The organism is Paraburkholderia sp. GAS334 (genome assembly GCF_050436625.1).
Lineage (GTDB): Bacteria > Pseudomonadota > Gammaproteobacteria > Burkholderiales > Burkholderiaceae > Paraburkholderia.
In genome coordinates this window covers 70,319-91,391 of the sequence record NZ_JBNDMO010000024.1, presented here as the reverse complement: position 1 = coordinate 91,391, position 21,073 = coordinate 70,319, and the positions used below count along the sequence as shown (strand labels likewise).

Here is a 21,073-nt window from a genome sequence, read left to right as displayed (position 1 = left end):
GTCACCGTCCAAGAATCAGGCTGACGTTGCTGCCGCCGAAGGCAAACGAATTGCTCATCACGTGCTGCGGGCCCGATGCTCCCGGAAGGAAGCGTTCGCTATCGACGAGATCGAGCGCCGGCAACTCAGCGTCGGCCTCGCCGTCCCACACATGCTTCGGCATCGCGACGTCATCGCGTGCGAGCGTCAGCCACGCAAAGCCGAGTTCGGTCGCGCCCGCCGCGCCGAGTTGATGGCCCGTCAGGGGTTTTGTGCCGCTTGTCGCGACACCGTCTGCGAACACGCGTGACATCAAACGCGCTTCCATCTCGTCGTTCTTGCGCGTGGCGGTGGCATGCAGATTCACATAACCGATCGCCGACGGATCCAGACCCGCATCGGCCAGCGCCTCGCGCAATGCCATCTCGCCGCCGACGCCTTTCGGGTCCGGTGCGGAGATATGATGCGCATCGCTCGATTCGCCCGCGCCTGCGAGCCTCACCGGACCCTCGTCGCGGCTCATCAGGAACACAGCCGCGCCTTCGCCGACGTTGATACCGTTACGGTTGCGGCTCATCGGATTGGTGCGGGCATTGCTGGTCGATTCGAGCGAAGCGAAACCCTGGACGGTCAACTCGCACAGCGAATCGACGCCGCCGACGATCACCGCATCGCATAGTTGCAACTGCAACAGCCTTCGTGCGGACACAAATGCCTTGGCACTCGATGTGCACGCGGTAGAAATGGTGAACGCCGGTCCGCGAATACCAAGCGCGGCCGCAGCAAACGGCGCGACGGTGCCGATCTCCATCTGCCGGTAGTTGAAGTTCGCCGGCAGTTCGCCCGCCTGCGCCTGGTGGACGAACGCAGTTTCGGCGGCGTCGATGCCCGACGTGCTCGTCCCGAGTACGACGCCAATCCGGCCCGCGCCATACCGCGCGCGCGCAGCCTCGACCGCGGGTTCGATCTGTTTGAGTGCCGCGAGCAGCAGGCGGTTGTTGCGGCAGTCGTAACGCGCCAGCGATGCCGGCGGCGCAATGTCGAGCGACCCGGTCACGCGGCCGACAAACGCGTCGCCGATGCCCATGTGCGCGACGCCCATACCGGGCGCGTTGCTCGCGGCAAGCGCCGGCACGATTGCGTCGAGATCGTCGCCAAGCGCGTTGATCATGCCGAGGGCATGTAAGTAAACTCGTGGCGCGCTCATGCTGCCCTCCTTCCATTCGGTGATGGCATGCCAATCGGCGCAAGCAGCACCGACACGGCAATGCCTGACGCCAGCGTGGCGCCGAAACTTTTCAGCGCGGGCATTCCGCTCAACCCGAGCAGACCGAACGACAGCAACGTCGTCGACGCCGAGAGCAGCACGCCGGTCCATACCGCGCCGAGTTCATGCGGCGCGCGCATGCACCCTTCGCGCAGAAACACAGCATAGTTTGCGCCGACGCCGAGTACGAGCATCAACGCGAGCCAGTTGAAGAGATTGAGCGGCACATGTGCGTAGCCGAACACCGCGAGCGTCACGCCGACGGCAAGCAAAACGGGCAACGTCACCATGATGCCGCCGCGCGACCCGTAGCGCACCATCAGCAACGCCATCACCAGCGCCAGTGCGCCCGCGAGCCAGATCCCGCTATCGACACGATACGCGCCGAACAGCGTCGACACGCTTGCCGCCTTGTCGACGAACACGACGCCGGGCAACGCGCGTGCGGTCGCGATCAGCGTAGGCTGGTTGTCGGGCGTCACACCTTGCGGGATCACGACAGCGGCATAACCGTGCGACGCGGCATCCACCTCGCCGAGCCAAAGATGCCGGTAAGGTTGCGACCAGGGCGCAGCGAGCCATTGATCAACCGTCAGCACGGACTTTCCGGACTGTGCGTACACCTTTAGCCACGCATCGGCGACCTCGTCGCGAAAGCCCGTTTCTACCAGCATCGCACGGCGTGCGGAGGGATCGTTAAACACGTGCTGCGCGAGCAGCGCGTGATCTTCCATCTGACGTTTTGCCGAAGGCACGAACGACGTCACCGATTGCCAGCCGTTCGTTTTCAGCTTGCCCGTCAACGCATCGAGCCGTGTGCCGAGCGCTTCCGCGCGCTGCAACACAATTTCAGGCGTCTCGCCTCGCACGACAAAGAACTGCGCACTGTTGTCGACGCCAATCGCATCGCCCACCTTCTGCTCCTGCGCGACGAGCGCGGGATCACGCTGGATCAGCAGATGAATGTCGTCGTCGCTCGTGAGGCGCAGCCAGCCTGGTATCGCGACGATCACCAGCAACGCTGCCACGCCCCACGCGCGTCGGCCGCCGATCGTCGCCTGCCATCGGCCGAGCAGCGTGGCAGCGCCGCTGAACAGCCGCTGCGGACTGCGTTTCGGCGCGCGAACCAGCAATGCAGGCAGCAGCCACAGCACGGACGCAAATGCCGTGCAGATGCCCGCAATCGCAAAGCAGGCGATCTGCTTGAGTGCCGGAAACGGCACCCAAGCGAGGATGGCGTAACCGAGCAGGCTCGTCGCAAGCGCAACGCTCAATGCGGGACGGACTTCGCGCGCGCCGCGGTGCGGCTCCCAGTCACGCTGACCGCCGAGATACACGACGAAGTACTGAATCGAATAATCGACGGCTTCACCGATCAGGCTCGCGCCGAACACGAGCGTCAGCAGGTGCAGCTTGCCGAACACCAGCATCGTCACGGCCAGCGCGCAGACAACGCCGAGCGCCGTCGACACAAAACCCAGCAGCAACAGACGCGGCGAGCGGAACACCCACAACATCAGCAACGCAATGCCGCATACCGATGCCACGCCGATCAGATGCACTTCGCGTTCCGATGCGGCGCGCGCGGACTCCGCGTAGAACACCGCGCCCGTGCGAGCGAGCGTGACGTCGGGGTACGCCTGTTTCAGCGACGTTTCGCCGTTCGCGACAGCGTCGATCACCGCGTGCTGCGTCTTCGATTCATAGGCGGAACCCGGGAGTGTCGCGATGATCAGCACGCTTGTCGCCGCGCCGCGATGCGTCACCAGCAGACTGTCTTCGATTTCCAGGTTCGATGTCGCGAGCGGCAGGTTCGCCATCCAGTGTTGGAGCCAACCGAATGGATCGTCGGCGACTGGCGTCGACAGACCACCTTGCATCGGGCTGTACAGACGCTGCGCAAGCGCGTCGTGCAACGAGACTGAACCGCTGGCAAGCGCAGCGCGGTCATCCGGTGCAAGCAGGTTGAATCGGTACGGCAGATAGAGCCGCGCGACCTGACTCGTATCGAACGGCGGCACTTCCGCGATCACGGAAGCGAACGCGCCGCTTTTCGATAGCGTCGCGCCAAGCTGTTTCGCGGCGGCCTTCGCATGCGCCGCATCGGTAGACGTGACCAGAAGCACAGTGCGATCGCCGAGCGCGGTCGCGAGCGTATCGACGGCTTTTTCAGCGACCGGGTCCGCTTCCGTGGCGGGAAGCAGCGCGAGCAGATTCGTCTGTAACGGCGAGCCGGCCGTAAAACGCCATCCGCAATACAGCGACGCGACAACGGCAAGCAGCAGCCACGCGGCGCGTATGCCCCATGTATGCCGTGCTGCGCGTTGCTCCAGCACGTGCATTACTTCGCTCCCAGCAGCGTGAGTTCGGCCGGTTGAAGTGCGTCCACGGCCTTGCTGTTCGCGAACTCGATCTGCGTGACGTCGCCGTTGGCAAGCGTGATGCGCAGTGTCTTCAGATAATCGCCGCCTTCCATCTGCAGGCCCTTGACGGCCTGCGCGATCTGCGGCTGGTTCGGCGTCAGTTGCATGTGCCATTGCGCAGGCGTGCCGTCGGCCTTCACGTCGAACTGCGAGTACAGCGCGGACAGATCGCCACCGAGCATCGCGCGCATCATCTTCGACACCTGCGCGACACTGCGTGCGCCCTGGGGCTGGCGATGTGTCGTGACGGGCTTTCCGTTCGCATCGACCTGCGTGACCCCCGCATCGGTGATGACGTACGTCGCTTTATACGGTGTATCGATCTGCCAGATCACGCCCCGCTCGCGGAAAAACACGAGCGAGCCAGTGCTGACGAGCGGTTTGTTCATCGCGGATAACGTCTGCGTCTGCGTGAACTGTGCGCGAATGCCCTTCGCCTGCCCGAGCTGCCCGGCGATCTGCTGGACCCGTTGCGTGTCGTTTGCCGGTGCTGTCTGCTGCGCAGTCGCGGCCAACGCGGGCAGCGCCAGCGCGACCATCGCGGCACACACGCAGGCGCGAAGCGTCAACGTGACCATACGCGCTCCAGCCTCTCGAACACCACGGGCGGCGAGACGAACTGCAGTTCCTGCGTCGCCGCGTCGACGGCGACCTGAATCGTGTAGCCCTTTGTCAGACGCTTGCCCGTCGCGCTGTCGACGATCTCGTAGCCGATCTTCAGGCGATTCTCGTATTCGAGCAGTTCGGTGCGCACGTCGATCCGCTGACCGTATGTTGCCGGACGCACGTATTTCAGATGCGCCTCGACAATCGGCCACAGGTAACCGGACGCGCGCATCTCGGGATAGTCGTAGTCGAACGCACGCAACAGCGCGGCGCGGCCGATCTCGAAGTACTTCAGATAGTGACCATGCCAGCAGACGTCCATCGCATCGACGTCATGGAACGGCACTTCGACCGTCGCGCTCGCCTTCAGCACCTTGCTGGATCCAGTCATGCGATGCGGTCTCCGCGATAGCCATCGATCAACGCGCAATCCGCGATGCGTGCAGTCAACGCACGCAGATCGTGTTCCAGTGCGCGATCTTCGTCGACGAACGGCGACTGCGCGCTCACGCGCTCAGCGAACGCATGCAGCGGCGCGGGCACGGGCGTCGCCACGTTCATCCGCAGACGAAGCTGCACGGCCTGCACCGTCGCCAGCGTATGCGCGGCCGCGACCTGCTCGGTCAGTTCAAGGATGCGCAGACAATCGCGCGCGGCGATCGTGCCCATGCTGACCTTGTCCTGATTGTGCGCCTCGGTGGAACGTGAGAAGACGCTTGCCGGCATCGTCAGCTTGAGCGCCTCGGCAGTCCATGCGGACGACGAAATCTGCACGGCCTTGAAGCCGTGATTGATCGGCGCACGTGCCGGCGACGCACCCGACAGGTTGCGCGGCAAACCGTTGTTGAACTTGTCGTCGACGAGCAGCGCGAGTTGCCGGTCCATCAGATCGGCGAGATTCGCGACGGCCACCTTCAGCGAATCCATCGCGAATGCAATGTGTCCGCCGTAGAAGTTGCCGCCATGCAGCACGCGTTCGCCGTCGGGATCGATCAGCGGATTGTCGTTTGCACTGTTCAGCTCGTTCTCGATGTCGCGTCGCACCCATGACAGCGCATCCCGCGCGACGCCGATCACGTGCGGCGCGCAGCGAATCGAATAGCGGTCCTGCAAACGATGGCCTGGCGTATCGGCGCGGTCGGCCAGGTCTTCGCGAATCCATGCGGCGGCTTCCGCCTGACCGGCATGCGGCTTCGCTTCGAAGAGCAGCGCGTCGAAATGCGCAGCACGGCCGTCGAGCGCGACCGTCGACAGCGCGGTGAGACGCGCGGCGAGCCGCGTCAGATGATCGGCGCGCGCAAACGCGAGGCACGCGAGACCCGTCATGACGGCTGTGCCGTTCATCAGCGCGAGGCCTTCTTTCGGCGCGAGCCTGAGCGGCGCGTGGCCGAGGTGCGCCCAGACATCCGATGCGTCACGTAGCCGACCTTCGAACAGCACGTCACGTTCGCCGACCAGCGCGGCCGCGACATACGACAGCGGCGTCAGATCGCCGCTCGCGCCCACGGACCCTTCCGATGGAATGCGCGGCAACACGCGATGGTTGATCAGATCCGCCAGACGGTCGAGCAGGACAGGCCGCACGCCCGAAAAGCCGTACGCGAGCGAATTCAGGCGCGCGGCGATCACGGCGAGCGTCTGCGCGTCGTCAAGATACTGGCCCATGCCGCAGCCGTGGTAACGCGTCAGCTGCAACGGCAGCGCTTCGACGAGTTCCATCGGCACGTCGACAACGCACGCATCGCCGTAACCCGTGTTGACGCCATACACGGTTGCGCCCGAAGCAAGATGCCTGCGCAGAAAATCCGCACCGCGCTCGATGCGCGAACGCCATGCCGGATCGTCGCTCAACGCGACAGGCGCGCGACGCTGGGCAATGGCGACCACTTCTTCGATCGTCAACCGGCGGCCGCCGATTACTACGGCTTCGCGTGCATCACGTTGCACGTACAGGGCCGCGTCGTCAATCAGATCATGTTCGGCCATTCGCGCCTCCGCTGGGGTGCACCGGAGGAAGCTCCCGTGGGGAGCGCCCCGCAGGAAGGTCCCGTGGGGACCGCGCCCAGAAATCGAAAAAATTGAACCATTGATAAGGCGCCTTGCGACAGAAATGTTCGAGGCGCGCGGCGTAGCGCTGCGCCCATGCAGCGAGATGCTGCGCACGTTCGCGGCGCGGCAGGTCGATGCGCTCCGCAAACGGTTCGAAATAAAGCCGGTAGCCCGACTGCTCCTTGATACAGAAGAACAGATACACCGGGCAGCCAAGTGCATGCGCGAGCACATACGGCCCCTGCGCAAACGGCGCAGTCGCGCCGAGAAACTGCGCCTCGGTCGTGCGCCCTGCTTCGTGCGCGGGCACGCGATCGCCGACGATCACGAGCAGTTCGCCGGCATCGACGCGCTCCTGCATCATCATTGCCGTTTCCGGCCCGAAGTCGCTGACTTCGACCAGCCGTTGCGCGAAGTCGCTGTTCGACGACGCAAGCACGCTATTAAAGCGCTTCGCGTGTTCCGTGTAGACGATCGCGGTCGCTTTCGTATGCGCGCCGCGCACGGCCAGCGCACGCGTCATTTCCAGATTGCCGAGGTGCGCGCCGATCACGAGCGCGCCGCGTCCGCTCGCGGCGAGCGCTTCGAACGCCTTCGGGTCGTCGAACCGCACCTCCTGCGTATTGACGCGGCCCGACCATGCGGCAAGCTTGTCGAGCCCGGACTGCGCGAACGCCAGCATTTGCCGGTAGGCGGAAAACCAGCCCGGTCGCGGCGTTTTTGTGCCGGGTGGCGAAACGCGTTCGAGATGCGCGAAATAGTCATGCGACGCAACGCGTGCTGCACGGCCCGTCACCAGAAAATACGCGACGACGGGATGCAGCCACAATCCCGTGAAGCGCATGCCGAACAGCTTGCAGCTGAGCGCGAGCAACGACATGCCGAGCCTGCTGCCACGTTCTGCGACGCGCCACCAGTGGCGTTCGCCCGTGGCGCTCTCTGCGGCAGTGTCGGCGCTGGCCGGAAGCGCCACGCGCCCCGGCATCACCTTGTGCGCAAGCAGCACAGGCAGACGCAGCAGCATGCCCGCGACGAGCCGCGTATGGCTTCGGCTGATCCGTACGTTGTCCCACAGCACGTCGAAGTGCGAGACGCCGTCGGTGGCGTAGGTCACGCGTGTCGGGATCGCGCGAAACGCGATACGGCGCCAGTGCAGACGCACGAGGATCTCGATGTCGAAGTCCATGCGTGTCGGCAGCTCGACGCTGTCGATCAGCGCACATACGACGTCGAGCGGATACAGGCGAAACCCGCACATCGAATCGCGAATCTCGAACGACAGCGTCTCGATCCACACCCACACATGCGTCAGATAGCGGCCATACAGACGCGACTTCGGCACGCTCTCGTCGTACACCGGGCGGCCGAGAATCACGGCACCAGGCTCGGCACGCGCGGCGTCGAGAAAGCGCGGGACATCGGCGGCGTCATGCTGCCCGTCGGCGTCGATCTGCAACGCGTGCGTATAGCCGGCCGCGCGCGCCGCGCGCAGGCCTGCCATCACGGCCGCGCCTTTGCCCCTATTGACCGGCAGGCGCAACAGCGTCATTTGCCCTGCGTGCTGTTCAGCGAGTGCGGTGAGTACGTGCTGCGTCGCTTCATCGCTGCCATCGTCGACGACGAAAACCGGCAGACCGTGCACAACCAGATGCGCGACGGTCGAGCCGATCGCATCCTTGTGGTTGTAAATCGGAATGACGATGCAGGGCGCGAAGCTCATACGCGCTCCCGATAGACGATCACGCCCGACGCGCAGTCGCGCTCGCCGAGCCGGTACGCAAACTGCACGCGCCGACGTGTTGCGTCGTGAGCCAGCGTCAGGCTCAGCATCGCACCGGGCGGCACGGGCATCATGAATTTCAGCCGGTCGATCGACGCGATCGCGCGCGCGCCAGCGACATGTTCCGCCGCAAAACGAACCGCCCAGTCGACCTGTACGACGCCCGGCAGGATGGGCAAACCAGGAAAGTGTCCGGCGAAGTGCACGAGTGCCGGCGGTACGCGCAGGTCGTAACGCACCTCGTCGCCATTGCGCGCTTCGGCAAGCACTTCGACGCCGTCGGCGCGCGCGTCGAACGCCGCGGCAATGGCAGTGGCCGGCAGCTTGCCACGCGCATCGAACGGCAACGCGCTGCGAAAACGCCAGTGACGCGGCAGGACGACCACATCGAACCACGCCGCGAGATGGCGCCGCAAGGTCTTCGCGAGCAGCAGGCGTCCTTCGCTGCGTAGCGCCTGGCTACCCGCGTCGGTCAGCGCGACGAGCGCGCCGACACGTTGACGCGACGCGCCCGCCAGCGGCACGACCGCCGCCTGCGCGACATAGGGATGCAGCGCAAGCCGCGCTTCGAGTTCAGGCAGCGAGACGCGCTTGCCCTCGAGCTTGATCACGCGATCGAGCCGGCCGCGCAGACGGAAGCGGCCATCGTCATCGAAGGTAATGGCGTCGTCGGTGCGATGCCAGCCGTCGTGACCGAGATGCGGTGAGCGTACGTTGAGCGCGCCGTCTTCATCGCGACGCACTTCGATGCCGGCCACCGGCTGCCACGCCTCCGATGCGTTCTGCTGCCGCCATGCGATGCCGCCGGTCTCGGTGCTACCGTAAATCTCGATCGGCGCCGCGCCGAAGGCAGCGGCATAGTCACGCGCGGTATCCAGCGCGAGCGGACCGCCCGACGAGAAAATCGCGCGCGGCACGGGTGTGAGCGTCGCGAAGCCCGCCAGCGAAGGCCAGCGTGACAGTTGCGCCGGTGTCGATACCAGCACCGCCGCTGCGCCGCATTGGTTGATCCGCTCCTGGAGCTGCAGGGGATCGATGCTGACCGTACGATCGAACGCGCGGCCAGCGGCGAGCGGCCACAGCACGCGAAACAGCAGCCCGTAGATGTGATGATGCGGAACGCTCGCCAGCACCGTCGCATCGCCCACCAGCGCGCCCCATTGCGTTTCGAGCGTGTGCACCTCGGCGTTGAACTGCGCGAGCGTCTTGTGGATCGGCTTGGGCGTGCCGCTGCTGCCCGACGTGTAGAGCGTGAGCGGCGCATCGGGAGAGATCGTCGCGGTCTGCACGCTTTCTGCCGGTGCAGCATCAGTGATCAGCGTACGCAGGCCGTCGTCGGTCAATACGGCATCGAATGCATTCGACAGATCGGCGAGATAGCCCGGCGTTGCATTCGCGGGAATCACCGGCTCCTTGTCGCACGCAAGGAGCGCAAAAAGCGCGCACGCAAAATCAAATGCATCGTCGACACACAGCGCGTAACGCTTCGACGGTTGCGCCCGCAACGAATCTGCAATGCGTAAAACGCGCGCACGGAACACTGCGAAATCGATGACCGCATCACCATCGCGGCAGACAGGCGTCGTCGTGTCCGTGCGCACAGACTGCAGCAGATCATGCAGCGCGATCATGCCGGTCATGCCGCCTCCGAACGCGCCGCGCGCGGCAGCACCACCAGGTATCGCCACACGATCTCACCGGCGAGCAGCACGCCGACCAGACCGTACGCAATCGCGCCGTTATAGAGCGACCACGCATCACGCGTCCAGTAGAACGCCGTATACGCGGAAAACGCGCCGTTCAGCGCAAAGAACACACACCAGATCTGCGTGACGCGACGCGTATGCAGCACCGCTGGCGCGCTCAGATCTGGCGTGCGGATACGCGCGAATTTCTCGATCATCGTCGGCCCACGCACGAGCGTCGCGCCGAACGCGATCAGGAGACCCAGATTGACAAGCGACGGATAGATACGCAGCAGCATCTCGCTATTGGTCGCGACGATCGCAGCCGACGCGCAGCTCAAGAGGCCCGCGACGCACCAGTCCACCATCGTCAGCCTGCGCAGCGACGACGCGACGCTCCCCGTACCCGCCCAGCGCTGCAGCCACAGAATCGCGAACAGCATGAGCCCGACATAGCGCGGCGTGTCCCATTTCCACGCGCACAGGATCAGCGCGGGATACGCCAGCTTCAGCAGCACCTGCAGGACAGCGCGCAATATCTGACGCAACCTGCCCATCGCAGATTCCGGCATGTCTGACGGAACAGACTGCATCAGCCCTGCGCCGCCAGCAGCGATTCGACCGCACCGATCACATCGCCGACTGTGCGCACCGACTTGAACTCTTCGGGCTTGATGCGGCGCCCCGTCATCTCCTGCAGCTTGATCGCGAGATCGACTGCATCGATGCTGTCCAGATCGAGGTCCTCGAACAGATGCGCATCGGGTGTCACGCGCGCAGGTTCGATCGCGAAATTCTCCTTGAAGATGGCGCGGATGCGCTCAAGAATGTCTGCCTCGGTCACGATTTATTCCCCTTTCCTTGCGGTTTCGTTCGCTGCATGCACGGGCTCGCGCTGGCTGGCAACAAACGCCGCCAGTGTATTGATCGAGCGGAAATGCTCGCGCGTGCGCTCATCGTTCGCAGCGATGGTCAGTTGGTATTGTTTGCGCAGCACGATGCCGATCTCGAGCGCGTCGATCGAATCGAGACCGATGCCATCGGTGTCGAAGAGCGGGGCATCGTCGTCAATGTCGGCAGGCGTCAGGTCTTCCAGATCCAGTGCTGCGATCAGGAGCTGCTTAATTTCCAGTTTTAAAGAATCCATAGTCGAACAGATGCTGGGTAATGTGGGCCTCGATGGCGCTGGTCACGGTGCGCGCGGCAAGTGCCGGCGATGTCTCGTGGGCTGAGAGCTGCTCGACGCCAACCGGCTCGAGCACGCTGACGCGCATCCGGAATGCGCGCGCCGGCACGTTGTACCAGCGCATCTGCTTCGTAAACACAGGCGGATCGCAATCCATCAGCACCGGCAGAATCGGCGTGCCCGCCCTGATCGCCATATGCGCGAAGCCGCGCGAAAATGCATGCAGGCGGTTCGGCGCGGGGCTGCGCGTGCCTTCCGGAAAGATGATCATCGTGTAGCCGGCTTCGAGCTGTCGCGAGCCGGCTTCGACGAGTTCGACCGGGTCCGCGTTGCTCACGTATTCAGCCGCGCGCACGATGCCGTAGAAACACGGGTTGCGCCAATGCGCACTCTTCACGACGCAGCACGCATGCGGCGTCAGCGAAAGCAGCACCATCACGTCGAGCCACGTCGGATGATTCGCGACGACGATTGCCGGGCGGCGCGTACGCAACGCGTCGCCGCCCTCGACCACCAGTTTCATCACGCCGACGAACTGCAGCACGGCGACGAGCGCACGGAAAAAGCCGTGGATGACCGCGGTCACGGCGCGTTGTCGCGACGCCCGATGCGGCCACAGCCAGGCGAGCGGAAACACGATCACCGAGAACAGGAAGCCGCACACGCCGAACACCGCCATCGCGAGGCCCGTGGCAACCAGCCGCCAGACGTACTCAAGCCGCGCCATCATGCCAGATCCATTTCCAGGTCGTATCGGCGCCTTGCCATACTGCCGCCGCGTGCGTGTCGAGACAGTGCTGCACGGCCTGGCTTTGCGTCGCGAAAAGCGCGGGCGCATCGCCGGACGTCGGCGCCTGAGCGATCGTACACGTCAGCTGGCCCTGTGCGGCCGTGGCGTCGAACAGGATGGCCAGCGCGCCGCCCTGCACTTCGTCTTCGATCGTGCCGTACGCGGGGTCGGCGGGTTCGTCGGCGTAGACGACCAGCACCGGCGTCGCGGGATCGCTCGCATATTGCGCGTGCGCCTCCAGCAATGCGTAGCCCAGGGTCTCGGCGCCTGCCGAGATGGCGCTTGCCGGCGAGCGGTCGCCGCGGGCGATACCGAACACGCCCGTCATCGCGTTGAGCACGGAAAGGCTGAAGGCAGTCGGCGAAACGGGCTCGCCCGCGCTGATCGTGCGCAGGATGTCGGTGGTGCGGCGCAGTTCGCCATGTCGCGAGGCGAACACCGTGCGCACGGCGGCAGCGTCGTCGCCCACGCAGTCGTGCGCGACCTTCAGCGCCGCGCGCGACAGCGTGCTCAGCCGACGTCGCACGATCGGCTCGATAAAGCCAATATCGGGGGCGGTGGCTGCGGCGGCAGGCCAGGAAGACCAGCGAGCAACCGGAATAGTCCAGTGCAGATCGGGCATATCGGTGTTCGCGCGATTGAAAACTGCTAAGGCTGCTGGCGCCCCATCTGGCACGCCGGCCGGAGGCGACGCATGTGCGCTGCCCAGCCCGAGGCAGACGCCACCGAGGTCAATCCAGTCTTGTTATATGTTCAGGCGAATTAACGGCACCATGCCCCAATTATTTAGGGGCGGGCCCGCCAGACGATGATGTTAGTTAGACTCAGATTCCCCGGCGACCGCCGGCATCATACTGAATATTGTGGATTAAATCAGCCACAAAAGACGTATCCATCTGTATCCGTCTCACCACCGCCACGAACCGTTAAAACGAGTCCTGGAAAGGCTTCAAACCCTTTTCCACATTGACGAGATGTGATGGGTCAGCGCTGAAGTTCTTATGCGGCCCTTTTACGTTCTGAAAGAAACGTGTGCGCCTTTCTCGGTATCTGGACGGTTTGTACTGATCGTCATAGCGATAGTTGGGAAACACGTGGCAAAACGCTGTTGCACGGGGCGCAGCGTGCCTGAGACCGCGTGTTATAATCCGCCCCTCATTGGGGAGTAGCCGCCCTGCAGCACGTCCGCGCAACCTTTCAGCATTGAAGGCTGCGAAGCGCACGTGAAACGCGGGGGCGCCTGTCAACAGACTTGGCCTGTACGGCCATGGCAGACGCAGCCTCTGGCCTGGCGAGACCGATGATCCACAGCCGCCGCAACAGGGCCCGGCAGGTTGTGGGTCGTCGCTCGTTCATTCTCGGCCCGAGGAAACCATCACAACGTGGATCAAGCCTTCCTTATCTCGACGGGCGCCGTCGCGCTCGCCGAAATCGGCGACAAGACGCAGCTGCTTTCGCTCGTCCTCGCCGCCCGCTATCGCAAACCGCTGCCGATCATTCTCGGGGTTCTCGTCGCCACGCTGGTCAATCACGCCGGCGCCGGCGCGCTCGGCGCATGGCTCGGCACGCTCGTCACGCCGACGATCATGCGCTGGGCACTCGCAGCCTCGTTCATCGGCATGGGTCTGTGGATCCTGGTGCCGGACAAGCTCGACGAAGACGAAGCCAACGCGAACCGCACCCGCCTCGGCGTGTTCGGCGCGACCGTTATCGCGTTCTTTCTCGCGGAAATGGGCGACAAGACGCAGCTCGCCACCGTCGCGCTGGCCGCGCGTTTCCACGATTTCTTTGGCGTGGTGGCCGGAACGACACTTGGGATGATGATCGCGAACGTGCCGGCCATCGTGCTCGGCGACCGCTTCGCTCACCGGTTGCCGACGAAGGTCGTGCACGGCATCGCCGCGGTCATGTTCGTCGTGCTGGGCGCACTGGCGCTGTTCGGTGTGGGGGTTTGATACACCTTTAGCGCGGGTTGTTTCAGCGAAAAAGCCGGCCCTGCGCGTGACGCGGGTGCCGGCTTTTTTGTGTCGGTGAAACCGATGCTGCGATGCGGGATGCTTTCTGATGCCAGATGCCCTGATGCCTATTGCACGGCTTTGGCCGCAGAGGCCGGCGCAGCGGGCGCGGCCGCTCCGGTAGAAACGGTCGCTTCGTTCGATGGCGCGGCGCCGCTGCCGTCGAGCGGAATCCGGACTGTCCGCACGACGGCGTTACCCAGCGGGAAATCGGCGAGCGCGCTGCGCGCGAGATAAGGCATCGCCCGGACCAGCGAAGACTCGGCGCCCGAATTGCGAGCCGTCACGTTGTACACCTCCTTGCCGGTCGCGCGATCGGTAATGCGGATGCTGAGCAAATGCGTGTAAACCGGATAGCTCTGGTCGACGTAGCCAGTCGGGAACGGGCCGAACGGCCCCCACGGATCCATCGGGCGGCCCCAGTAGTACGGGCCCGGCCACGGGTTGTAGTAGTAGACCGGCTGCGAAACGGTCACCATGTCGCTGCGGATGCCGTATCCGAGACCAACCAGGTAGTGCGCGTCCTGACTGTTCACGCGCCGGAACGACTGGATCGCGAGTTCGTTGCCCACGAGCGCCTCGTAGGTCGACAGTTCGAGGTTGTTCTTCTGATCGGCTGGGCGGGTGAACGCGTAGGTTCGCGTTGCATCGCTGCCGCTCCAGTCGGAGAACGCAGTGACCTGCGTCGTCACGTAAGTGGTACAGCCAGAAAGTGTGACTGCCATGGCCGCTAGCAGCATGGCTGCGCGGCGGGTCCATCGGTCGAGCTTCATGGTCTTCCTCGTCTTTTGCGTCTTCGGCGTCTTATAGGGCGGGCCGCGCCTGCGCGCAGCGGCCCGATAATACGCTGACCCGTGTCATCGGTAAAAAGTTCGGGCCGCACGATCTAAAATGGCTTTGTACAATGGCCCGACTGGCTCGTCGCCGCGCACCCCGCGCGGCAGACGGCCCGCCCAGCACTCTTCACTCAAACCGCCATGTCCGACACTGCTACGCCTGCTGTGATCCGCCGCGCCGACTATGCGCCGCCCGCCTTCCTGATCGACACCGTCGCGCTCGACTTCGATCTCGTCCCCGAACGGACGACGGTCCGTAACACGATGCGCGTGCGCCGCAATCCCGACGCCGTCCGCGCGGCCCACTTCGAACTCATGGGCGAACAGCTGACGTTCGTCAGCGCGACAGTCGACGGCAAACCACACGCCGCCGCGCATCCCGACGAGCGCGGCCTGACGCTCGATGACGTGCCCGACGCGTTCGAACTGACGCTCGTGAGCGTGTGCAATCCGGCGGAGAACACGACGCTGTCGGGTCTGTACGTATCGAGCGGCAACTTCTTTACGCAGTGCGAAGCCGAAGGCTTTCGCCGCATCACGTATTTTCTCGACCGGCCTGATGTCATGGCCGCGTACACGGTCACGCTGCGCGCCGACAAGTCCGCGTATCCGGTGCTGCTGTCGAACGGCAACCTGATCGAGGAAGGCGATCTGCCGGACGGCCGTCACTTCGCCCGCTGGGAAGATCCGTTCAGAAAGCCGAGCTATCTGTTCGCGCTGGTCGCGGGCAAGCTGGTCGCGCTGGAAGAACGCGTGAGGAGCGGATCCGGCAAGGAAAAGCTGCTGCAGGTCTGGGTCGAGCCGCACGATCTCGACAAGACGCAGCACGCAATGGATTCGCTGAAGCATTCGATCCGCTGGGACGAGGAACGCTTCGGGCTGGAACTCGATCTGGACCGCTTCATGATCGTCGCCGTGAGCGACTTCAACATGGGCGCGATGGAGAACAAGGGGCTCAACATCTTCAACACGAAGTATGTGCTGGCGAACCCCGAAACCGCGACCGATACCGACTTCGCGAACATCGAGGCGGTGGTCGGCCACGAGTACTTCCACAACTGGACCGGCAACCGCGTGACGTGTCGCGACTGGTTCCAGCTGAGCCTGAAAGAAGGGCTGACCGTATTCCGCGATCAGGAATTCTCGGCCGACATGGCCGGCGGCCAGAGCAACAGTAGCGACGAAGCCGCGCGCGCGACAAAGCGCATCGAAGACGTGCGCGTGCTGCGCCAGATGCAGTTCGCCGAAGACGCGGGCCCGATGGCGCATCCGGTGCGCCCGGAGAGCTACGTCGAGATCAACAACTTCTACACGATGACGGTCTATGAAAAAGGCTCGGAAGTCGTGCGGATGTACCAGACGCTGTTCGGCCGCGACGGCTTCCGCAAGGGCATGGATCTGTACTTCCAGCGTCACGACGGCGAGGCGGTGACGTGCGACGATTTCCGTCGTGCGATGGCCGACGCCAACGGCCGCGATCTTGCGCAGTACGAGCGATGGTACAGCCAGGCCGGCACGCCGCGCGTGACCGTGAAAACCGCTTATGACGCTTCGCGGCGCCGCTACAGCGTGACGCTCACGCAAGGTTACGGCGACGGCTCGCCTGCCGCGCGCGAGACGCAGAAGGGACCGCTCCTGATTCCGTTCGCGATCGGCCTGATCGGCAAGGACGGCGCGGATCTGCCGTTGCGTCTCGAGGGCGAGGCCGCGGCGGCTACGGGCACGACTCGCGTGCTCGAATTCACGGGCACAGAGCAGATCTTTACGTTCATCGACGTGGCCGACAAGCCGCTGCCTTCGCTGCTGCGCAATTTCTCGGCGCCGGTGATCGTCGAGTATGACTACACGAACGAAGAACTCGCCTTCCTGCTCGCGCACGACAGCGATCCGTTCAACCGCTGGGAAGCCGGCCAGCGGCTCGCGACGCGTGAACTGCTCGCACTCGCTTCGCATGCCGCGACGGGGGCGGCGCTGCAACTCGACGATTCCGTCGTCCCTGCGTTTGCTCGCGTGCTGCGCGACGAATCGCTGTCGCCGGCGTTCCGCGAACTTGCGTTGATGCTGCCGTCGGAAGCGTATCTTGCCGAGCAGATGACCGAGTCGAATCCGGCTGCGGTGCACCGCGCGCGACAGTTCGTGCGCAACCGTCTGGCCAATGCATTGCACGCCGACTGGCTCGCGATCTACGACAAACATCAGACGCCGGGCGGGTACGAAGCCACGCCCGAAGCATCCGGCCATCGCACGCTGAAGAATCTCGCGTTGGCGTATCTCTGCGAACTCGACGACCCCACGGAAGCCGTGCGTCTCGCGAACGCGCAATACGACGCGGCGAACAACATGACGGACCGGTCGGCGGCGCTGTCGGCGCTGCTGAACGCATCGGCGGCGACGGGCGGCACGCTGGCTGAAGGCGCGCTCGACGACTTCTATCGACGCTTCGAGAAAGAACCGCTCGTCATCGACAAATGGTTCGCGCTGCAGGCGACACAACGTGGAAGCGCGCAGCGTCCGGTGATCGACATCGTGCGCAAGCTGATGTCGCATCCGGCGTTCACGCTCAAGAACCCGAATCGCGCGCGCTCGCTGATTTTCAGCTTCTGCACGGCGAACCCGTCGCAGTTTCATGCGGAAGATGGTTCGGGCTACCGCTTCTGGGCCGAACAGGTAATCGCGCTCGACGCGATGAATCCGCAGGTTGCGGCGCGTCTCGCACGTTCGCTGGAATTGTGGCGCCGGTTCACGCCGGCGTTGCGTGACGGCATGCGCTCGGCGCTGGAAACGGTCGCGGCACAGGTGAAATCGCGCGATGTGCGCGAGGTCGTGGAGAAAGCGCTGGGCTGATTTTTCTGCGGTCTTTGTTTGATGAGGAAGCCGGCACAATGTGTCGGCTTTTTTTCGTCCGCGTGGTTTAGTTAGTCATCCGGATGACTGTTGTGATGGATCAACAAGATGTCAAAGCGAACGAAACCAACGAAGCCGCCCCGCACCCAGCCGCGCGCCGCCGCGCTCGCATCTAGCGCGGCGGTCAAACGCGCGATCGCCGTTAAACCTCCGCGAAAGAAACCTTAGCCTTCAACGCCAGCGCCGCGCGCGCCTTCTTCGCAGCCTCGACCATCGACGTCAACGCCGGGTCGACCTGCTGCCAGTCCCGCGTTTTCAGGCCGCAGTCCGGGTTCACCCACAACCGCTCTGCCGGAATCCGTTCGAGCGCGAGACCGATCAGCGCAGCCATTTCGTCGGCGGTCGGCACGCGCGGCGAATGGATGTCGTAGACGCCCGGTCCGATTTCATTCGGATACTCGAAGGTCTCGAAGGCGTCGAGCAACTCCATGTTCGAGCGCGTCGTTTCGATCGAGATCACGTCGGCGTCGAGCGCCGCGATCGACGGCAGGATGTCACCGAACTCCGAATAGCACATGTGCGTATGGATCTGCGTATCGTCGGCGACGCCCGATGCCGCTATGTTGAACGCGCGGACCGCCCAGTGAAGATAGTGCGTACGGTCGCGCGCCTTCAGCGGCAGGCCTTCGCGCAGCGCGGGCTCGTCGATCTGGATCATGCCGATCTGCGCGGCTTCGAGCGCTAATGTTTCCTGGCGCAGCGCCAGCGCAATCTGCAATGCCGTCTGCGAGCGCGGCTGGTCGTCACGCACGAAGGCCCATTGAAGCATCGTCACCGGACCGGTCAGCATGCCCTTCACCGGTTTGTCAGTCAGCGACTGCGCGTAGGACGCGAAGCCGACCGTCATCGGTTCGGGCATGTAGACGTCGCCGTAAATGAGCGGCGGCTTCACGCAGCGCGAGCCGTAGCTTTGCACCCAGCCGTTTTCGGTGATCGCGAAGCCCCACAGCAGTTCGCCGAAGTATTCGACCATGTCGTTGCGCTCGGCTTCACCATGAACGAGCACATCGAGACCGTACGCCAGTTGCTGGTCGATGGCGAAACGCACGTGTTCGCGCATCGCCTCCAGATAGTCCAGATGGCTCAGCTTTCCTTGCCTGTGCGCGGCACGCGCTGCGCGAATTTCGGCGGTCTGCGGAAACGAACCGATCGTCGTGGTCGGTAAAAGTGGCAGGTCAAAGCGGGCGCGCTGGTCTGCGGCACGCTTCGCGTACGGCGAGCGGCGCGTGGCGTCCGCATCGGTCAGCGCCTCAACGCGGCGCTTCACAAGCGGATTATGAATCCGTGTCGACGTGCGTCGCGCGGCGCTTGCATCGCGTGCCGCGTCAAATCCGGCGGCGACCGCGGCGCGGCCGTGCGTCAGCGCGTCGCGCAGCAGCGCCACTTCCCGCACTTTCTGCACCGCAAACGCGAGCCACCCGCGCAGCTCCGCATCGAGCTTCGCTTCATTGCCGAGATCGACCGGCGTGTGCAGCAGCGAGCAACTCGTGCCGACCCACAGCCTTTCACCCAGCCGTTGATGTGCAGCCTCAAGACGCGCAAACGATTCATCGAGATCGTTGCGCCACACGTTCCGGCCATCGACGATTCCGCACGACAACACCTTGTCGGCCGGGAACGCATCGATGAATGCATCGAGTTGCGACGGCGCACGCACGAGGTCGATGTGCAAGCCAGCCACCGGCAGCGACTTCAGCAACAAAGCGTGTTCGCTGACATCGTCAAAATAGGTGGTGAGCAGCAGCTTGGGTGCCTCCGGCACCAGCGCTGCGTACGCGGCGGAGACGGCGTCGCGCCATGCATCCGGCAGATCGAGCGCGAAGACCGGTTCGTCGATCTGCACCCATTCGACGCCCTGCTCTTTCAGACGCGCCAGCAACAGTCGATACGCGGCGAGCAGATCCGGCAGGAGCGACAGACGCTCATGCAGGCCATCACGCGCCTTGCCGAGCCAGAGCAAGGTCAACGGCCCAACCAGCGCGACCTTCGCACGATGACCGGCGGCCTGCGCCTCGCTCACTTCGTCGAAGAGCCACGACACGCCTGCGCCGAAGCGCGTCGACGGCGCGTATTCCGGCACGAGATAGTGGTAGTTCGTATCGAACCACTTGGTCATCTCCATCGCCGGCTGCACAGCGTTGCCGCGCGCCATCGCGAAATATTGGGCGAGCGTCAGCTGCGTCGCGTCGAAACCGAACCGCTGCGGCAAGCCGCCGACGTGCGCCAGCGTCGTCAGCACGTGGTCGTACCACGCGAAATCGCCGACCGTCACATACGTCAGTCCGGCGTCGCTTTGCGTGCGCCAATGATCGGCGCGCAATCCGCGGCCGGTTTCGGTCAGCGCGCGTTCGCCCTCGACGGTCATGCCGTCGCGCCAGTAGCGCTCGAGCGCAAATTTCAGTTCGCGATGCGCGCCGATGCGCGGGAAACCCAGGATGTGTGCGGTGCTCATGGTCGTTGTCTTTCGTTTGTCGTTCGTTGCCGGATCTATGACTGCCAGTATCAAATTCGAACGAATATTATTCAAACGAAAGTTTTTATGATTTATCATGAATTTTTTTCAACATGCTGCCCGCACGGTTATCCGACGATGATCCGCTCGCCTCTGGAACTCAGGCATTTACAGACGCTGATTGCGTTGCGCGACACGGGTAACCTGTCGCGCGCCGCGCAGTTCCTGTGTCTTACGCAGTCCGCGCTGTCGCATCAGTTGAAGGCGCTCGAAGCGCATTTCGGCATGCCACTTTTCGTGCGCAAGTCGGCGCCGCTCGCATTCACGCCCGGCGGCAAGCGTTTGCTGGCGCTGGCTGAGGGCGTCGTGCCCGCCATCGAGGAAGCCGAGCGCGACGTCGCGCGGCTCGCACAGGGCACGGGCGGCACGCTGCGAATCGCCGTCGAGTGCCATACGTGTTTCGACTGGCTGATGCCGGCAATGGACGGATTCCGCCAGCGCTGGCCGGAAGTCGAGCTCGACATCGTGTCCGGCTTTCACGCGGATCCGATCGGGTTGCTGCATCAGGACCGCGCGGATCTGGCGATCGTCGCCGAAGCCGACCCTGACGAAGCCGTCGATCACCATCCGCTGTTCCGCTTCCAGATCGTCGGACTGGTCGCGAACGATCACCCGCTCGCGCAAAAGCCGGCGCTCGAAGCCGGGGATTTCCGCGACGAGACGCTCATTACCTACCCGGTGCCCGACGACATGCTCGACATCGTGCGGCAGGTGCTGAAGCCGGCGGGCATCGAACCGAAGCGGCGCACATCGGAACTGACGGTTGCGATCCTCCAGTTGGTGGCGAGCCGGCGCGGGGTTGCGGCGCTGCCGCTGTGGGCCGTCGCGGTCTATCTCGACAAACACTACGTGACGCCGCGCCCGGTGCACACGGCCGACGGCTCGCCGCTCGCGGGCGAACTCTATGCCGCGACGTTGCCTGCGTTCTCAAAACGTCCTTACGCCGCCGATTTCGTCTCGATCATGCGCGAGACGAGCGTCCTCAATCTCCCGCAGATCGAACTGCTGTGACGCTAAAAGCACGCGCTCCGTCTCAAAACC

Annotated in this window: 17 protein-coding genes and 1 riboswitch; of the genes, 3 read left to right on the top strand and 14 right to left on the bottom strand. The window is 64.2% G+C overall.

Annotated elements, in window-relative coordinates:
* Window position 1: 1 nt before the first annotated feature.
* The 12 genes from P3T21_RS30510 to P3T21_RS30455 are packed head-to-tail and all read right to left on the bottom strand — an operon-like array spanning window position 2 to window position 12,387.
* Complete coding sequence (locus P3T21_RS30510) at window positions 2-1,186, bottom strand: beta-ketoacyl-[acyl-carrier-protein] synthase family protein (protein WP_429259662.1); 1,185 nt, start codon at window positions 1,184-1,186, stop codon at window positions 2-4.
* Entirely contained in the window at window positions 1,183-3,588 is a 2,406-nt protein-coding gene (locus P3T21_RS30505; RefSeq protein ID WP_429259661.1) for an MMPL family transporter, read from the bottom strand. The genes P3T21_RS30510 and P3T21_RS30505 overlap by 4 nt, the downstream gene beginning before the upstream one ends.
* A complete protein-coding gene (locus P3T21_RS30500) occupies window positions 3,588-4,247 on the bottom strand; it encodes a LolA family protein (protein ID WP_429259660.1) in 660 nt (219 codons plus the stop codon). Before P3T21_RS30500 ends, P3T21_RS30505 begins: the two co-directional genes overlap by 1 nt.
* Entirely contained in the window at window positions 4,235-4,666 is a 432-nt protein-coding gene (locus P3T21_RS30495) for an acyl-CoA thioesterase (RefSeq protein ID WP_429259659.1), read from the bottom strand. Before P3T21_RS30495 ends, P3T21_RS30500 begins: the two co-directional genes overlap by 13 nt.
* On the bottom strand, window positions 4,663-6,261 hold the full coding sequence (locus P3T21_RS30490; RefSeq protein WP_429259658.1) for an HAL/PAL/TAL family ammonia-lyase: 1,599 nt from the start codon (window positions 6,259-6,261) through the stop codon (window positions 4,663-4,665). Before P3T21_RS30490 ends, P3T21_RS30495 begins: the two co-directional genes overlap by 4 nt.
* Entirely contained in the window at window positions 6,248-8,044 is a 1,797-nt protein-coding gene (locus P3T21_RS30485; RefSeq protein ID WP_429259657.1) for a glycosyltransferase family 2 protein, read from the bottom strand. The genes P3T21_RS30490 and P3T21_RS30485 overlap by 14 nt, the downstream gene beginning before the upstream one ends.
* Complete coding sequence (locus tag P3T21_RS30480) at window positions 8,041-9,735, bottom strand: AMP-binding protein (RefSeq protein WP_429259673.1); 1,695 nt, start codon at window positions 9,733-9,735, stop codon at window positions 8,041-8,043. Before P3T21_RS30480 ends, P3T21_RS30485 begins: the two co-directional genes overlap by 4 nt.
* A 5-nt stretch (window positions 9,736-9,740) precedes the next feature.
* Window positions 9,741-10,346: a hypothetical protein gene (locus tag P3T21_RS30475; protein ID WP_429259656.1), complete on the bottom strand. Its 606-nt coding sequence runs from the start codon at window positions 10,344-10,346 to the stop codon at window positions 9,741-9,743.
* A gap of 35 nt (window positions 10,347-10,381) precedes the next feature.
* Window positions 10,382-10,633 carry an acyl carrier protein gene (locus tag P3T21_RS30470; protein WP_429259655.1) on the bottom strand — a complete coding sequence of 84 codons (252 nt, stop codon included), beginning with the start codon at window positions 10,631-10,633 and terminating at the stop codon, window positions 10,382-10,384.
* Between the two features lie 3 nt (window positions 10,634-10,636).
* Entirely contained in the window at window positions 10,637-10,936 is a 300-nt protein-coding gene (locus P3T21_RS30465; protein WP_429259654.1) for a phosphopantetheine-binding protein, read from the bottom strand.
* Window positions 10,911-11,705 (bottom strand): lysophospholipid acyltransferase family protein, encoded by a 795-nt coding sequence (locus P3T21_RS30460; RefSeq protein ID WP_429259653.1) that lies wholly within the window; start codon window positions 11,703-11,705, stop codon window positions 10,911-10,913. The genes P3T21_RS30465 and P3T21_RS30460 overlap by 26 nt, the downstream gene beginning before the upstream one ends.
* Window positions 11,689-12,387, bottom strand: coding sequence for a beta-ketoacyl synthase chain length factor (locus P3T21_RS30455; RefSeq protein ID WP_429259652.1), 699 nt, complete (start codon window positions 12,385-12,387; stop codon window positions 11,689-11,691). The genes P3T21_RS30460 and P3T21_RS30455 overlap by 17 nt, the downstream gene beginning before the upstream one ends.
* A 526-nt stretch (window positions 12,388-12,913) precedes the next feature.
* A riboswitch (yybP-ykoY riboswitch) is annotated at window positions 12,914-13,135 on the top strand.
* Between the two features lie 12 nt (window positions 13,136-13,147).
* Here P3T21_RS30455 and P3T21_RS30450 point away from each other — a divergent pair.
* Window positions 13,148-13,720, top strand: coding sequence for a TMEM165/GDT1 family protein (locus P3T21_RS30450; protein WP_429259651.1), 573 nt, complete (start codon window positions 13,148-13,150; stop codon window positions 13,718-13,720).
* Between the two features lie 128 nt (window positions 13,721-13,848).
* Here the strand turns inward: P3T21_RS30450 and P3T21_RS30445 are convergent, their stop codons facing one another.
* Entirely contained in the window at window positions 13,849-14,553 is a 705-nt protein-coding gene (locus tag P3T21_RS30445; RefSeq protein ID WP_429259650.1) for a DUF4136 domain-containing protein, read from the bottom strand.
* Between the two features lie 204 nt (window positions 14,554-14,757).
* On the opposite strand from P3T21_RS30445, the gene pepN reads away from it, so the two are divergent.
* Window positions 14,758-17,460 (top strand): aminopeptidase N, encoded by a 2,703-nt coding sequence (gene pepN / locus P3T21_RS30440; protein ID WP_429259649.1) that lies wholly within the window; start codon window positions 14,758-14,760, stop codon window positions 17,458-17,460.
* A 202-nt stretch (window positions 17,461-17,662) separates the two neighbouring features.
* Here the strand turns inward: pepN and metE are convergent, their stop codons facing one another.
* Complete coding sequence (gene metE, locus P3T21_RS30435) at window positions 17,663-19,972, bottom strand: 5-methyltetrahydropteroyltriglutamate--homocysteine S-methyltransferase (RefSeq protein ID WP_429259648.1); 2,310 nt, start codon at window positions 19,970-19,972, stop codon at window positions 17,663-17,665.
* Window positions 19,973-20,110: 138 nt separating this feature from the next.
* Here metE and P3T21_RS30430 point away from each other — a divergent pair, with 138 nt between their 5' ends.
* Entirely contained in the window at window positions 20,111-21,043 is a 933-nt protein-coding gene (locus P3T21_RS30430; protein WP_429259672.1) for a LysR family transcriptional regulator, read from the top strand.
* Window positions 21,044-21,073: the final 30 nt, after the last annotated feature.

Bases quoted from the DNA above. Each gene is read 5' to 3' on its own strand.
- P3T21_RS30510 (WP_429259662.1), bottom strand. From the start codon at position 1,186: ATGAGCGCGCCACGAGTTTACTTACATGCCCTCGGCATGATCAACGCG.
- P3T21_RS30505 (WP_429259661.1), bottom strand. From the start codon at position 3,588: ATGCACGTGCTGGAGCAACGCGCAGCACGGCATACATGGGGCATACGC.
- P3T21_RS30500 (WP_429259660.1), bottom strand. From the start codon at position 4,247: ATGGTCACGTTGACGCTTCGCGCCTGCGTGTGTGCCGCGATGGTCGCG.
- P3T21_RS30495 (WP_429259659.1), bottom strand. From the start codon at position 4,666: ATGACTGGATCCAGCAAGGTGCTGAAGGCGAGCGCGACGGTCGAAGTG.
- P3T21_RS30490 (WP_429259658.1), bottom strand. From the start codon at position 6,261: ATGGCCGAACATGATCTGATTGACGACGCGGCCCTGTACGTGCAACGT.
- P3T21_RS30485 (WP_429259657.1), bottom strand. From the start codon at position 8,044: ATGAGCTTCGCGCCCTGCATCGTCATTCCGATTTACAACCACAAGGAT.
- P3T21_RS30480 (WP_429259673.1), bottom strand. From the start codon at position 9,735: ATGATCGCGCTGCATGATCTGCTGCAGTCTGTGCGCACGGACACGACG.
- P3T21_RS30475 (WP_429259656.1), bottom strand. From the start codon at position 10,346: ATGGGCAGGTTGCGTCAGATATTGCGCGCTGTCCTGCAGGTGCTGCTG.
- P3T21_RS30465 (WP_429259654.1), bottom strand. From the start codon at position 10,936: ATGGATTCTTTAAAACTGGAAATTAAGCAGCTCCTGATCGCAGCACTG.
- P3T21_RS30460 (WP_429259653.1), bottom strand. From the start codon at position 11,705: ATGATGGCGCGGCTTGAGTACGTCTGGCGGCTGGTTGCCACGGGCCTC.
- P3T21_RS30455 (WP_429259652.1), bottom strand. From the start codon at position 12,387: ATGCCCGATCTGCACTGGACTATTCCGGTTGCTCGCTGGTCTTCCTGG.
- P3T21_RS30445 (WP_429259650.1), bottom strand. From the start codon at position 14,553: ATGAAGCTCGACCGATGGACCCGCCGCGCAGCCATGCTGCTAGCGGCC.
- pepN (WP_429259649.1), top strand. From the start codon at position 14,758: ATGTCCGACACTGCTACGCCTGCTGTGATCCGCCGCGCCGACTATGCG.
- metE (WP_429259648.1), bottom strand. From the start codon at position 19,972: ATGAGCACCGCACACATCCTGGGTTTCCCGCGCATCGGCGCGCATCGC.
- P3T21_RS30430 (WP_429259672.1), top strand. From the start codon at position 20,111: ATGATCCGCTCGCCTCTGGAACTCAGGCATTTACAGACGCTGATTGCG.